General features: G+C 30.0%; 16 protein-coding genes. 12 read left to right on the forward strand and 4 right to left on the reverse strand.

Going from position 1 to position 14,878, the window contains the following annotated elements; genetic code table 11:
* Positions 1-20: 20 nt before the first annotated feature.
* Positions 21-965, forward strand: a complete 945-nt coding sequence (trxB, locus tag AC5SL0_RS05345; protein WP_011281457.1) for a thioredoxin-disulfide reductase — start codon at positions 21-23, stop codon at positions 963-965.
* 41 nt (positions 966-1,006) lie between these two features.
* Positions 1,007-2,026 (forward strand): NAD-dependent epimerase/dehydratase family protein, encoded by a 1,020-nt coding sequence (locus AC5SL0_RS05350; protein ID WP_011281458.1) that lies wholly within the window; start codon positions 1,007-1,009, stop codon positions 2,024-2,026.
* On the opposite strand, the gene AC5SL0_RS05355 is transcribed toward AC5SL0_RS05350, so the two are convergent.
* Entirely contained in the window at positions 2,018-2,467 is a 450-nt protein-coding gene (locus tag AC5SL0_RS05355) for a YtoQ family protein (RefSeq protein ID WP_011281459.1), read from the reverse strand. The two genes, AC5SL0_RS05350 and AC5SL0_RS05355, sit on opposite strands and share 9 nt — an antisense overlap.
* The gene (locus AC5SL0_RS05360) at positions 2,467-3,666 is read right to left on the reverse strand and encodes a pyridoxal phosphate-dependent aminotransferase (protein ID WP_494618042.1); all 1,200 of its coding nucleotides are present in this window, start codon (positions 3,664-3,666) and stop codon (positions 2,467-2,469) included. Before AC5SL0_RS05360 ends, AC5SL0_RS05355 begins: the two co-directional genes overlap by 1 nt.
* 35 nt (positions 3,667-3,701) lie before the next feature.
* On the opposite strand from AC5SL0_RS05360, the gene uvrB reads away from it, so the two are divergent.
* From uvrB to pgsA, 5 genes are read left to right on the forward strand one after another with little or no spacing between them, the layout of a single operon-like run.
* Positions 3,702-5,873 (forward strand): excinuclease ABC subunit UvrB, encoded by a 2,172-nt coding sequence (gene uvrB, locus AC5SL0_RS05365; protein ID WP_011281461.1) that lies wholly within the window; start codon positions 3,702-3,704, stop codon positions 5,871-5,873.
* A complete protein-coding gene (locus AC5SL0_RS05370) occupies positions 5,855-6,607 on the forward strand; it encodes an SDR family oxidoreductase (RefSeq protein WP_011281462.1) in 753 nt (250 codons plus the stop codon). The genes uvrB and AC5SL0_RS05370 overlap by 19 nt, the downstream gene beginning before the upstream one ends.
* Positions 6,604-7,029, forward strand: a complete 426-nt coding sequence (locus tag AC5SL0_RS05375) for a dihydroneopterin aldolase (protein WP_011281463.1) — start codon at positions 6,604-6,606, stop codon at positions 7,027-7,029. Before AC5SL0_RS05370 ends, AC5SL0_RS05375 begins: the two co-directional genes overlap by 4 nt.
* Positions 7,016-8,851, forward strand: coding sequence for an excinuclease ABC subunit UvrC (gene uvrC, locus AC5SL0_RS05380; protein WP_006997824.1), 1,836 nt, complete (start codon positions 7,016-7,018; stop codon positions 8,849-8,851). The genes AC5SL0_RS05375 and uvrC overlap by 14 nt, the downstream gene beginning before the upstream one ends.
* A gap of 2 nt (positions 8,852-8,853) precedes the next feature.
* Entirely contained in the window at positions 8,854-9,438 is a 585-nt protein-coding gene (gene pgsA / locus AC5SL0_RS05385; RefSeq protein WP_006997823.1) for a CDP-diacylglycerol--glycerol-3-phosphate 3-phosphatidyltransferase, read from the forward strand.
* Here the strand turns inward: pgsA and AC5SL0_RS05390 are convergent.
* On the reverse strand, positions 9,435-10,316 hold the full coding sequence (locus AC5SL0_RS05390) for a branched-chain amino acid aminotransferase (protein ID WP_006997822.1): 882 nt from the start codon (positions 10,314-10,316) through the stop codon (positions 9,435-9,437). The two genes, pgsA and AC5SL0_RS05390, sit on opposite strands and share 4 nt — an antisense overlap.
* Positions 10,317-10,386: 70 nt before the next feature.
* Here AC5SL0_RS05390 and AC5SL0_RS05395 point away from each other — a divergent pair, with 70 nt between their 5' ends.
* The 3 genes from AC5SL0_RS05395 to AC5SL0_RS05405 are packed head-to-tail and all read left to right on the forward strand — an operon-like array spanning position 10,387 to position 12,794.
* On the forward strand, positions 10,387-10,824 hold the full coding sequence (locus AC5SL0_RS05395; protein WP_006997821.1) for a MarR family winged helix-turn-helix transcriptional regulator: 438 nt from the start codon (positions 10,387-10,389) through the stop codon (positions 10,822-10,824).
* A complete protein-coding gene (locus tag AC5SL0_RS05400; RefSeq protein WP_018413527.1) occupies positions 10,817-11,494 on the forward strand; it encodes a response regulator transcription factor in 678 nt (225 codons plus the stop codon). The genes AC5SL0_RS05395 and AC5SL0_RS05400 overlap by 8 nt, the downstream gene beginning before the upstream one ends.
* The gene (locus tag AC5SL0_RS05405; protein ID WP_494618044.1) at positions 11,475-12,794 is read left to right on the forward strand and encodes an ATP-binding protein; all 1,320 of its coding nucleotides are present in this window, start codon (positions 11,475-11,477) and stop codon (positions 12,792-12,794) included. Before AC5SL0_RS05400 ends, AC5SL0_RS05405 begins: the two co-directional genes overlap by 20 nt.
* Here AC5SL0_RS05405 and AC5SL0_RS05410 read toward each other — a convergent pair.
* Positions 12,772-13,026 (reverse strand): hypothetical protein, encoded by a 255-nt coding sequence (locus AC5SL0_RS05410; RefSeq protein ID WP_006997818.1) that lies wholly within the window; start codon positions 13,024-13,026, stop codon positions 12,772-12,774. The two genes, AC5SL0_RS05405 and AC5SL0_RS05410, sit on opposite strands and share 23 nt — an antisense overlap.
* A 46-nt stretch (positions 13,027-13,072) precedes the next feature.
* On the opposite strand from AC5SL0_RS05410, the gene lgt reads away from it, so the two are divergent.
* Positions 13,073-13,843: a prolipoprotein diacylglyceryl transferase gene (lgt, locus tag AC5SL0_RS05415; protein ID WP_006997817.1), complete on the forward strand. Its 771-nt coding sequence runs from the start codon at positions 13,073-13,075 to the stop codon at positions 13,841-13,843.
* 70 nt (positions 13,844-13,913) lie between these two features.
* Entirely contained in the window at positions 13,914-14,876 is a 963-nt protein-coding gene (locus AC5SL0_RS05420) for an SAM-dependent methyltransferase (protein ID WP_494618045.1), read from the forward strand.
* The last annotated feature ends 2 nt before the right edge of the window (positions 14,877-14,878 follow it).

A 14,878-nucleotide genomic window follows, 5' to 3' on the forward strand; every position in this document is an offset into this window, starting at 1 on the left:
TATCCTTATATAACTTCTGCATGAGTGAAAATCCAATTAAACACACAAAAGTGTTAATAATAGGGTCAGGTCCAGCTGGCTATACAGCCGCTGTATATGCTGCCCGAGCAATGCTAAATCCTATTCTAGTTTATGGAGTTCAGCCTGGTGGGCAATTAACGACAACAACCGATGTAGAAAATTATCCTGGGTTTTCAGATGTAATTCAGGGTCCATGGTTAATGGATCAAATGAGAGATCAAGCAAAAGCAGTTGGAACAGATCTAATTGAAGATCATATTTCTTCAGTTAATTTAAAATCTACACCCTTTGAAGCTATTGGAGATAGTGGACAAAAATATACAGCTGACAGCATAATTATTTCAACTGGTGCTCAAGCAAGATGGTTAAACTTAGAATCAGAACAAGCTTATAGAGGCTTTGGAGTTTCAGCATGCGCAACATGTGATGGTTTTTTCTTTAAAGAAAAAGTTGTAGCAGTTGTTGGTGGTGGAAACGCTGCAGTTGAAGAGGCAATGTTTCTTACAAAATTTGCATCAAAAGTAAAATTAATTCATAGAAGAGATACTTTAAGAGCAGAAAAATTACTTCAGAAAAAATTAATGGAAAATAAAAAAATTGAAATAATTTGGGATAGTGCTGTTGAAGAGGTTATTGGGGATAGCGAACCTAAAAATGTTAAAGCTATTAAGATTAAAAATTTAAAAACTAATAAAATTGAAGAAATGAAAATAGATGGCTTATTTATTGCAATTGGTCACGACCCAGCAACAGCTTTATTTAAAGAACAGTTAGAAATGGATAAAGAAGGTTATTTATTGACCAAACCAGATTCAACAGAGACGAATATCCCTGGAGTTTATGCTGCGGGTGATGTTAAAGACAAAACGTTTAGACAAGCAGTTACAGCTGCTGGAATGGGTTGTATGGCTGCGCTTGAAGCTGAAAAATTTTTATCTCACTGATAAGAACCATTAAAACTTAATACAAACTAAAGGGAAACAAAATGACTGACAAAGTACTACTAACTGGAATAAGTGGCTGGATAGCAAAACATATAGCAATTGAATTATTAAATTCTGGATATGAAGTTTTAGGAACTGTTAGAAGTCAAAATTCATTAGATGAAACAAAGAAAACTCTAAGTGAATATATTTCAACAGATAAATTATCATTTGTTGAATTGGACCTATTAAAAGATGATGGTTGGGTTGAGGCTGCTAAAGATTGTAAATATATTATACATACTGCTTCTCCCTACCCTATGAAAAGTTCAAGAAATAGAGAAGCTTTAGTTCCAGCTGCTAAAGGTGGGGCGTTAAGAGTTTTAAATGCTGGTATAGAAGCTAATGTTGAAAAAATAATTCTTACTTCGTCAATAGTAGCAATGTTTAAAAAACCTAACAGAACAAACCCATATACTTTTGGGGAAAGTGATTGGACAGATACTGATTGGAGTGGGTCGAATGACTACACTATATCAAAGGCAAAAGCTGAACAAGCTGCATGGGAATTAATGGAAAGCAAAGGATTAAAAGATAAATTAACTGTAATTAATCCAGGAGGAGTTTTTGGTGATGCTTTAGATAAAAAAACAAACACTTCAACTAGCTATGTTGAACTTTTCCTTAAAGGAAAATATCCTATGGCGCCAAATTTTGGAATATTAATTTCTGATGTAAAAGATGTAGCAAGAGCTCATGTTTTATCTATAAAAAATCCCAAGGTTAATGGAAGACGATTGATTATTGGTTCAGAAGTAAAAAAAATGCTCGAAGTTTCTAAAATTATGGCTGAAGCATTTCCAAAGTATGCAAAAAAACTTCCAAAAAAAGAAATGCCAAATTTCGTGGTTAAATTGATCAGTTACTTAGATTCTTCTGTAAAGATTATGTTGCCTGATCTTGGAATTTTAATGCAGACAGACACTTCATATTCTGAAGATTTATTGGGTATGAAATTTAAACCTGCAAAAGAAAGTATTGTAGATGCTGGGAACTCAGTAATTAGACTTGGGTTAGTCTAAAGACCCTTCCAATATATATTTCAATATACGAAAGGCTTGTTTTTGATCTGATGCAACAGCAGCAGCTGAACCATCCACTTCTTTAAGAGCATGTTGATGATCGTCGTTATGAATAACAATCATAGATTTATTAAGTGCAGTAGCATAACCTGCATCAAAAGCTGCATTCCATTGCTTAAATTTTTCACCAAACTTAACAATAATTACATCACAATCTTGAATAGATTTTTTGGTTCGAATGGAGTTAATATTAGCGCCTTTTCTATCTTTCCAAAAATTTTTTTCTTCAGCTCCTAAGATTTCAACACCACAATTATCAGATGCCTCATGATCGGTGACGGGAAATGTAAATTTAATATCTAATTTCTCTTTTTCACAAAGTTGAGTAATTTCTTCTCGCCAATTACTATGAATTTCACCTGCTAAATATACGTTTAACATTAGTTTAAGCTTTTACAAAAAGTAGATATTTTTTCTAAAGCTTTTTTAAGATTGTCCATTGAAGTTGCATATGAAATTCTAAAAAAACCTTCTAAACCAAATGCAGAACCTTGAACAACTGCTACACCACTATTCTCTAATAAAGACTGAACAAAATCAGTATCTGTCTTAAGTTCTTTGCCACTTGTATCTTTTTTCCCCATTAATCCTTTGCAACTTGGAAAAACATAAAATGCTCCATCTGGATTTAAACATTCAATTCCATCAATTTCATTTAGTGCTTTAACAACAAAATTTCTTCTTTCTTGAAAAGATATTGCTCTTTCTTTTATAAAATCTTGAGTTCCATTTAATGCTTCAACAGCTGCAGCTTGACTAATTGAAGATGGATTTGTTGTTGATTGCGATTGTATTTTAGCAATTGCTTTAATAATTTCTTTAGGACCAGCCGCATACCCTATTCTCCAGCCAGTCATTGAGTAAGCTTTACTTACACCATTCATTGTTAGAACTCTTTCTTTCAAGCTATCAATTTGGGCAATGGTGAAAAATTTAAATCCTTCATATGTTACGTGCTCATAAATATCATCACTTAAAATATGAACATGAGGATGTTTTGCTAAAACATCTGCAATTCCTTTAATATCACCTTCAGTATAACAAGCACCCGTTGGGTTTGATGGTGAATTTAATATGATCCACTTTGTTTTTGGTGTTATAGATTTTTCTAATTCAGTTGGATTAATTTTAAACCCTTGTTTTTCATTACACTCTAAAATAATTGGAGTTCCACCCGCTAATAAAACCATGTCAGGATAAGAAACCCAATAAGGTGCAGGAACAATAACTTCATCCCCTTCATTTAGAGTTGCCATCATGGCATTATAAATTACATGTTTTCCACCAGCACCAACGGTGACTTGATCAGTTGTGTAGTCTAAATTATTTTCTCTTTTAAATTTTTTAACAATGGCATCTTTTAAAGCAGCAGTTCCATCAACGGCCGTATATTTAGTATCACCATCATTAATGGCTTTTATAGCCGCTTGTTTGATATTATCTGGAGTATCAAAATCAGGCTCACCTGCCCCAAGTCCTATTACATCTTTTCCAGCAGCTTTTAACTCTCTTGCCTTTTGAGTTACAGCAATAGTTGGCGATGGTTTAATCTTTTTTAAACTGTTTGATATAATGCTCATTGAAATATAATTTTATTCTAATAGTTTTATAGATAATGCAAAATACTTATCAAGATTTAATTACTGAAATCCAAAGTAAAAACCCAGAAATTCACCAGAAACTAGAAGGTGGACAAAAGTTTAAACTTGTAACAGATTTTAAACCCGCAGGTGATCAACCTGAGGCAATTAAACAATTAGTTAAGGGTGCAAATAAAGATGAGTTAAGCCAAGTTTTACTTGGTGTAACTGGTTCGGGTAAAACTTTTACAATGGCTCAAGTTATTGAACGAACTAATCGACCTGCTCTTATACTTGCTCCCAATAAAACATTAGCGGCTCAACTTTATGGAGAGATGAAATCATTTTTCCCAGAAAATGCTGTTGAATATTTTGTCTCTTACTATGATTACTACACACCAGAAGCATACGTTCCAAGATCTGATACCTATATTGAAAAAGAAGCATCTATTAATGAACAAATAGATCGAATGCGTCACTCAGCAACAAGGTCGCTACTAGAGAGAGATGATGTGATTATTGTATCCAGTGTTTCTTGTATTTATGGACTAGGCTCAGTTGAAGCTTACAGTAAAATGACTTTAAGTTTAAAGAAGGATTATGACTATAATAGAGAACAGTTAATAAAAACCTTAGTACACCTACAATATAAAAGAAATGATCAAAGTTTTTATAGAGGTACCTTTAGAGCACGAGGTGAATACATTGAAATATTCCCCTCACACCTTGAAGATAGAGCATGGAGATTAAGTTTATTTGGAGATAAACTAGAAAAAATCGAAGAATTTGATCCTTTAACAGGAGATCTATTAAAAGATTTAGATGTTATAAAAGTTTATGCGAATAGTCACTACATCACTCCAAAACCTACTATCGAACAAGCAGTAATAAAAATTAAAAGAGAGCTTGAGGTTACTCTTAAGAAATTTAAAGAACAAAATAAACTTCTTGAGGCTCAACGATTAGAAGAGAGAACAAAATTTGATTTAGAGATGATTGAGGCTACTGGTTCTTGTGCTGGTATTGAAAACTATTCTAGATTTTTATCAGGACGAAAACCTGGAGAGCCACCTCCTACTCTATTTGAATATTTTCCAGACAACACACTTATATTTGTAGATGAATGTCACGTTACTGTTCCACAATTAAATGGAATGTACAAAGGGGACAGATCAAGGAAAAGTAATCTTGCAGAATATGGTTTTAGACTACCCTCTTGTATGGATAACAGGCCACTTAAATTTGAAGAGTGGGACGCAATGAGAACGCAGACAGTTTTTGTATCAGCAACACCTGGTCCATGGGAGTTAGAACAGACTAAAGGTAAGTTCGTTGAACAAATAATAAGGCCTACTGGCTTAATTGATCCACCAGTTGAAATCAAACCAGCTAAAAACCAAGTCGATGACGTAATGCATGAGTGTAAGAAAACAATCGATAAAAATTTTAGAGTATTGATTACAACTTTAACTAAAAAAATGGCTGAAGACTTAACTGAATATTTTCACGAAAATGGTATTAGAGTTAGATATTTGCATTCTGACATTGATACACTTGAGAGAATAGAAATTATGAGAGATCTAAGACTAGGAGTTTTCGACGTCTTGGTTGGTATAAATCTTTTAAGAGAGGGGCTTGATATACCTGAGTGTGCATTAGTTGCAATTCTAGACGCTGATAAAGAGGGATTTCTAAGATCTGAAACATCACTAATCCAAACCATAGGAAGAGCAGCAAGAAATTTAGATGGTAGAGTCATTCTTTATGCTGACAAAGAAACTAAAAGTATAAAAAAAGCAATTCAAGAAACTGATAGAAGAAGAACAATTCAGGTAGCCTATAACAAAAAACATAACATTGATGCAACCTCAATTAAAAAAGAAATTAGCGATGTTTTAGAAAGTGTTTATGAAAAAGACTACCTAAAAGTTGGAACAGGTGACAATATTGGTGGCAATTTAAAGAAACATTTAAAACAATTAAATAAAAGAATGAAAGATGCTGCAACAAACCTTGAATTTGAAGAAGCTGCAAAAATTAGAGATGAAATAAGAAACCTTGAAGCGTCAGAGTTAGAAATTGTATTAAATCCAAAAGTAAAACACTATAATCAAGAAAATAGAGTGTATCCAAAAGGTAGATCAAAGATGGGCTTACCTGGTACAAGAGCACAAAAAGGTAAGAAAAAATGGAAGCAAACAAAATAATTATCACAGGAGCCGCAACAAGAATGGGCGCTGCTATTGCAAAGAAACTCTCAGGTCCAGGAGTTGAAATGGTTATTCATTACAATAGCTCTAAATCTGAAGCTGAAAAATTACAAAAAGAATTATCAAAAAATAAAACAAAAGTTTACTTGGTAAAAGGTAATCTTGCAAAAGAACAAGATTTAAAAAAAATTATAAAATTCTCAAAGTTAAAATTAAAATATTTTGATTGTTTAATTAATAATGCTTCATTATTTGAAAATGATAGTCTTAAAAATTTTTCTTCTAAAAGCTGGAACCAACATATTGATGTAAATTTAAAAGCACCCGCATATCTTACAAAAGAATTTTCAAAAAACGTTAAGGGTAAAAATAACAATATTATAAATATAATTGATCAAAGAGTTTTTAAGTTAACTCCCTTTTTCTTTTCTTATACTTTAAGTAAAACAGGGCTTTATACTCTAACAAAAACTAGCGCCATGGAATTAGCTCCAAATATAAGAGTTAATGGAATAGCTCCTGGTCCTACTATTAAAAATAAAAGACAAACTGACATGCATTTTAAAAAGCAGTACTTGGCAACTCCTTTAAAACAGCAGGTAAATGTACAGGATATATGTTCTGCTGTTGACTTTTTTATCAAAAACAGTTCAATTACAGGTCAAGTAATAGCAATAGATAGTGGACAAAGTTTAAACTGGCAAACACCAGATGTAATCGGAAAAGAATGAAAAAAACTAATTTAAATATTATTAAAATAGATAAAAATAAAAGTTTATTTAATTACGAAAAAAAAATTCTTATTAAAGAGTTAACTCTAGATTTAAAGCTTGGTTATTATGATTTTGAAAAAGAAAAAACTCAAAAAGTAAAATTTAGCTTAGAGATTGATTATGAAGATAGAAAACCAACAAATGACAAAGATATTAAATCAATTGTTAATTATGGTCAGGTTGTGAAATTAATTACAAAACTTGCAAAAAATAAACATTATAATTTTTTAGAAACACTTGCTGAAGATGTTTTTGATGTATTATTTAAAGACAAACGAATTGGAAAAATTATGCTTCAGATTGAAAAATTAGAAATTATAAAAGAGTGTGCCTCTGTTGGTATCCAAATTACCAAAAAAAGAAGTCATGAAGAGCTCTGAATTAGGTAAAGACGTAATTAGAAAAGAGCTCCCATTAATTCCTAAAAGCCCTGGAGTTTATCGAATGCTTGATCATAAAGATGTGATTTTGTATGTAGGTAAAGCAAAAAACCTACCCAATAGATTAAAAAGCTATGTAGCTGAAAAAAACCACATTATTAGAACAGCAAGAATGCTCTCTCAAACTTTTAAGCTAGAGATAACAACTACTGCCAATGAAAGTGAAGCTCTACTTTTAGAGGCTAATTTAATAAAAAAACATAAACCTAAATTCAATATATTGCTCAAGGATGACAAATCTTTTCCCTTTGTTTTCATCAGCAATAAAGACCAATGGGCACAAGTTACAAAACATAGAGGCAAAAAGGATAAAGAAGGATTTTACTTTGGACCGTTTGCTTCAGCAGGAACTGCAAATTGGACTATTAAGATGCTTCAAAAAATATTTCAAATTCGAGTTTGTGATGATAGCACGTTCAAGAATAGAAAAAGACCCTGCATTCTTTATCAGATAAAAAGATGTTCTGGTCCTTGTGTCGATTATATTGATAAAGAAGATTATAAAAAATCAGTAGATCAAGCAATTCAGTTTGTATCGGGTAAATCAAGAGATATACAAAAAAATCTATCTAAACAAATGGAGGAAGCTAGTGAAAAGCTAGATTTTGAAAGAGCTTCTATTTTTAGAGATAGAATTAAATCTTTAAATATAATTCAATCTTCACAAAGAATTAATGAAGCAAATTTAATTGATGCAGATGTAATTGCTGCATACAAAGAATCTGGTAAAACGTGTATTCAAGTATTTTTTTATAGGTCTAAACAAAATTGGGGCAACCAAGCTTATTTTCCAAAACATGATCCTGATCAAAGCTTATCTGAAATAATGTCTTCGTTCTTGATGCAGTTTTATGAAAATAAAAATGTTCCAAAATTAATAATCATTAATACAGAAATAGAAGACAAAAAATTAATTGAAGAAACTTTAAGCAAAAAAGAAAATAGTGCGATTTCTATTAATGTAGCAAAAAAAGGCACTAAAGCTAAAGTAATTGCTATGGCAGAAAAAAATGCCAAAGAGTCACTTAATAGAAAAATTTATGAAACAAATAATAATAAAAATTTATTTGAGGGTGTTGCTAAAAAATTTGATCTTAAAAATGGCCTAAACTTAGTTGAGGTTTATGATAATAGTCACATCTCAGGAACAAATAGTGTGGGTGCTATGATTACTTTTGGAAATGAAGGATTTGTTAAAAAAAGATATAGAAAATTTGATATTAAGACAAAAGGTAATGAACAAGACGATTTTGCAATGTTAAAAGAAGTACTTACGAGAAGATTTAAAAGAGCAATGTTAGAAAAAGGAAATTATTTAACTCTTCCTGATTTAATTTTAATTGATGGTGGTAAAGGTCAATATTCATCTGCCAAAGAAGTGTTAGATGAATTTGGTTTACATGATCTTCCTATGATAGCCATTGCTAAAGGTAAACTAAGAAATAGTGGAGATGAAACTTTTTTTTACAAAGGAAAATCATTTAAATTTGATAAGAATGACCCCACTCTATTTTTTATGCAGAGACTACGTGATGAAGCACATAGATTTGCTATCACCTCTCATAGAGCAAAAAGAGCAAAAGGAATTACAAAATCCTTGCTGGATCAAATTGATGGTATTGGATCGATTAGAAAAAGAGCGCTATTGAACCATTTTGGCTCTGCTAGAGCAGTAGAATCTGCAAGTTTTGATGAAATTAAATCAGTTGAAGGTGTTGAGGAAAAAGTTGCAAAAAAGATATATAACTTTTTTCACGAATAATTATGCTTAAAAAAATTCCAAATATTTTAACAATAGGTAGGATAATAATTGTACCTTTTTTTGTTCTAGCATTTTATTTACCTGGTTTTTATGGTGATTTAACTGCATGCGTATTGTTTGTAATTGCTTCATTTACTGATTTTTTGGATGGAATGTTGGCGAGAATGATGGGTGAAGAGTCTAAGTTGGGTGAATTACTTGATCCTATAGCAGACAAAATTATTGTTGCTACTGCACTTATATTGCTTGTCATGAGTGGAACAATTAAACATTACGAGGTTATTGCAGCAATTATAATACTTACACGAGAAATACTAATTTCAGGCTTAAGAGAGTTTTTAGCTAGAGGACAAATTAAATTACCAGTAACTAACTTAGCAAAATTAAAAACTTTTTTACAAATGGTTGCTATAGCTCTTTTACTAACTGGTGAAACTGGTAATAAAATTTTAAATTTTCAAGATTATAATGCTCAAACTATTGGCATAATCCTGCTTTGGCTTTCTGCATTTTTAACTTTGTATACTGGTTATGAATATTTAAGAAAAGGCATTGACCATGCAATATCTGAAGATAACAAAAACTAAGCTGCTTTTCTTTTTCTAACTAATGCTTGGTAACTTTCATTTAAGTCAATTATAGTTTCGCAAACTTTAAACTTATTTTCAGCAATACATGAAACTGGCGTAACCTCTGCTGCCGTACCTGTTAAAAAACAGCCTACAAAATTTGATAATTCAGCTGGTGCAATTTTTCGTTCATTGACTTTTATTCCTTTAGATTTTGCAATTTCAATTACCGTTCTTCTTGTAATGCCGTCTAAAAAAGAATCTGGAATGGGTGTGTGAATTTCTCCATTTTTATCTTTAAAAAAAATGTTAGCACCTGTTGCTTCTGCAACATTTCCTTCATGATCAAGCATTAGAGAATCTGTATAGCCTTGTTGTTCAGCTTCATGTTTTGATAAAGTACAAATCATATATAATCCAGAAGCTTTCGTATCCCAAGGTATCGTATTTGGCGCAGGTCTTCTCCAATTTGATATATTCAATTTAATACCTTCTATTTTTAGTTTTGGATCAAAATATGAACCCCACTCCCAAGTTGCTATGGCAACATGAATTTTTGTTTGTTGAGCAGATATAGCCATCATCTCGCTACCTCTCCATATTGTTGGTCTAACATATCCATCTTTGACACCCTGAACTGAAATTATTTTTTTTGATGCTAAATTTATTTCTTCTTCAGTATAAGGAATTTTAATACCCATTCTTTTTGCAGAATAAAAAAGTCTAGATGTGTGTTCTTCTAATTTGAAAATTGAATTATCATAGACTCTTTCACCTTCAAAAACACAACTAGCATAGTGAAGGCCATGATTTAAAACATGAATTTTAGCATCAGCCCAATCAACGAGCTCGCCATTAAACCAAATTTTACCTGATCTTTTATCGTATGGTATCATGAATGAAATAATTTAAATTTTATCTAAAATTATCTTTGTATCTATAATATGTCAATATAACTTACCCATAATGAAAGAACTTTTATATTTAAAGGATACTCAGTTAAAGCAGCTGATTGAAAAGTTATTTACAAGTTACCGTGAGTCTTTTTCAGATGCCAAGAAAACATTAGATAAATACTCTATAGGTATAGCTCACCACAAAGTTTTACATCTTTTATCAATGTATAAAGGGATTACAATTTCTGATCTATTAAAGAAGTTAAAGGTTACCAAGCAGAGTTTAAATAGAGTTTTAAAAGATTTAATTAAACTTGATGTGGTTTTTTTTGAAAAAGACCAACAAGACACAAGAGTAAAACACATTTTTTTAAATGAAAAAGGAGAAAAAATTTTTGACGAAATATTTTCGATACAAAAAAAAAGAATTTATAATGCTCTTTTAAATTCAAGTTCAGATCAAGTCTTAAACTTTGACAATGTTTTAAAGAAAATAATTAATGAATGATTTTGTAGCCCATATTTTAGTTGTAGATGATGATGAGGGAATTAGATCCCTAATTAAACAATATTTAAATGAAAATAATTTTCTGGTTACTACATCAAATAGTGCAGAAAATGCAGAAGAAAAAATTTCAATAATTAAATTTGATTTAATCGTTTTGGATATAATGATGACAGGCAAAAGTGGGTTGGATTTTATCAAACAAAATAAATCTAAAATTGTTACCCCTATAATTTTATTAACGGCTAAAGGAGAAGCTGAAAATAGGGTTGAAGGTTTAGAGATAGGTGCTGATGATTATTTACCAAAACCTTTTGAGCCAAAAGAACTTATTTTAAGAATAAAAAATATTTTAAATAAAACAAAAAGAAATGATGAAAAAAGAATTATAACCTTTGATAATATTAAAATTGATCTTAACAAACTTTTAATCATAAAAAATGATATTGAATATAAAATAAATAGTACTGAAAAAATTATATTAGAAAAAATGATTAACAATCCTGGCAAAACCTTTTCAAGAGAGGATATTGGCAAACTAACTGATCTTGATAAAGAAAGGTCAATAGATGTGATAATTACAAGACTTAGAAAAAAAATTGAAATGGACCCAAAAAATCCAAAATACTTACAAACTTTAAGAGGTGCTGGCTATGTTTTATGGATTGAATAATTTTGTAAAAAATTTACTACCAAAAAGATTATTTTATAGAGCTTTATTAATCGTAGCAGTTCCAATAATTGTTCTTCAAGTAGTCATATCGATTGTTTTTTTTGATAGTCTTTGGATTAAAACAAATAAAGGTATGACAAGAGCATTAATCGGTGAGATGAAAACATTCATAACAGCTTACGATAATGGAAAATATAATAATAACGACCTTTCAGGCTTATTCTCAATTTATTTAGATCTTAATGTTCAGTTTAAAAAAGATGATTTATTTGAAAAAGCTCAAAAAGAAAGATGGTTTAGTCCAATAGATAGAACACTTAGAAGAGAACTGAAATCTAATATGGGCACTCAAAATTTCTGGTTCGATACAACAAGTTATAAAGAGCTTATTCATATAAATATTAAACATAACGAGGGTTACTTTGAATTTTTTATTCCAAAAGACAGGGTTGCAAGCTCATCTGCTAGAATATTTGCGTTATGGATCACTATACCAGCTCTACTAATGATAACCATAGCTATACTATTTCTAAAAAATCAAACCAGACCAATTATAAACCTGGCTAAAGCTGCAGAAAGATTTGGTAAAGGAGAAAACATTGATGAGTACAGGCCATCAGGTGCCTTAGAGATCAGACAAGCAGGTTTGGAATTTGATAAAATGAGAAAAAGAATAATAAGACACCTCAATCAAAGATCTGAAATGTTATCTGGCATAAGCCATGATTTAAGAACACCCTTAACAAGACTAAAACTTCAGCTATCTTTTATGAAAGATAAAGATTTATCAAAAAAAATGTCTTTAGATATAGATGAAATGGAAAAAATGCTTAATGAATATCTGCAGTTTACAAGTTCATCATATTTAGAAAAAGATGAAACCTTTGATATTTCAGAATTAATCGAAACTACAATAAAAAATTATAATAATGATAAAATAATCAAAAAAATAATTCCAAGAGTTTACATGAATGGAAGAAAGAATTTAATACAAAGATCTTTAAATAATTTAATTGATAATTCAATTAAATATGCTGAAAATATAAATTTTCATCTATCAAAAAAAGACAGCAACATAATAATTACTATTGATGATGATGGAGTCGGTATTCCTAAAGAAGAGTTCGAGAATGTTTTCAAACCATTTTATAAAGTAGATAAAAGTAGAGGGGATTCTAAATCTAGTGTTGGTCTTGGATTGTCAATTACATCTGACATAATCAAATCCCATGGAGGAAATATTTTATTAGATAAATCTCCTTTAAACGGCCTTAGAGTTAAGATTTTTTTACCTTTGTAGATTTTTTATTTGGACTTTTTTTTTCAAATTTGTTGATTTTTTTTTCTAAATTTTCAACTCTTTTAATTAATATATCCATTTCTTCTTTGCTAGTTAATTTCATTTTAAAAATGATCTCTTCTCTTTTAGATCTTAAAACATTTATTATTTCAGAACTTAAATCTTTATAAGAAATTAGCCCTTGTTCAAATAGCTTTGTTAATTTATCAATTACAAATTTTGATTTTGTCATATATTCGCTTATAAAATTAATATACTTTATACGTAGTTTTTTAAAAATGTTTATTAATAATTTTGACCCAGTTGCGTTTCAAATATTTTCATTAGAAATCAGATGGTATTCTTTGGCTTATATTGTGGGTATTGCACTTGGTTGGCTGTATTGTAAAAAAAAATTAATAAAAGACTCTCATATTCTTCAGCTATTTGATGACTTTATAACCTATCTCATTATAGGTATGATTTTGGGAGGTCGGCTTGGTTATACTTTATTTTATAATCTAAAATATTATTTAGATAACCCTATAGAAATATTGATGGTTTGGAATGGAGGAATGTCATTTCATGGTGCTTTAATTGGAATTATAATTGCATCAATATTGTTCTCAAAAAAACACAATACAAATTCGTTTATATTTTTAGACTTGGTTGCCCTATCTGCTCCAATTGGAATCTTTTTTGGTAGAATTGCCAATTTTATAAACTCAGAGCTTTATGGAAGAGCTACAGACCTTCCTTGGTCAGTTCAATTTGTTCTAATAGATAATATCAAAAGGCACCCTTCACAATTATATGAGGCTTTTTTTGAGGGAATAATTCTTTTCTTTGTACTTGGGTATTTTTTTAAAAAAGATTATTTAAAAGTACCTGGAAAAATCTCTGCTTTATTCCTGATCTTTTATTCTCTATTTAGATTTTTTATAGAGTTTTTCAGATCTCCAGATCCACAAATCGGTTACTTAGTTTTAAATCTAACATTAGGTCAATTGATAAGTGTTCTTTTTTTTCTGACTGGGGTTTACCTTTTATCTTTAAAAAATGAAAATTAAGAATAATCAGTCGTTTACCCTAGATAAGTTTATAGAGGAGTCTCTTTATAATAAAACATCAGGCTACTACATGAAAAAAAATCCCTTTGGCAAAAAGGGTGATTTCATAACTTCACCTAACATATCTGTATTATTTTCAGAAATGATTGCAATTTGGGTGGTTTCATTTTGGCAAAATCTAGGTTGCCCTAAAAAATTTAATTTAATCGAATTAGGGGCCGGTAATGGTGAAATGATGAAAGTTTTAGTCAATACCTTTGAAAAATTTCAAATATTTAAAAATTCTTGTCACATTAAGATTTTAGAAAGAAGTAAATTGCTTCGAAAAAAACAAAAAATTAATATCAATAAAAAAAATATTCAATGGTTAAATGATTTAAGCGAATTAGATAATTCGCCATGTATTTTTTTGGCAAACGAATTTTTTGACGCCTTACCTATTAAACAATTCATAAAGAAAGAAAGAAAATGGTTTGAAAGACATGTCAGATTTTTTAACAATAAATTTGAGTATTTTGATGTTCCTTTTGATATGGAAAAATTTGTAAATAAAATTAAATTTAAAATTACAAAACAACAGAACTTTATTGAGTATTCACCACAATCAACCGAATACCTAGAAATTATCTTCAATAAGATTAAACGTAATAATGGTGGAATTTTAATAATAGATTATGCGTATACTGATAAAAAAATGAAAAATACCCTGCAAGCTGTATCGAAACATAAATATTGTGATGTACTAAAAGGGTTTGGTAATTCTGATATTACCTACAATTTAAGTTTTAGTTTATTAAATAGAATAGTTAAAGAATTAAGCTCACTTACCTCAATGAATACTACTCAAGGTGAATTTTTAACAAAACTTGGTATTCTTGAAAGAGCAGAAATATTGTCCAAGAAAATGTTATTTAGTGAAAAAGCTGATATTTATTTTAGAATAAAAAGACTTATAGATAAAAATCAAATGGGTGAATTGTTTAAAGTAATGCTAATAACAACACATAAAAATAAATTTAAATTGGGGTTTTAAAC

This window comes from Candidatus Pelagibacter sp. PS_16, from assembly GCF_059417965.1.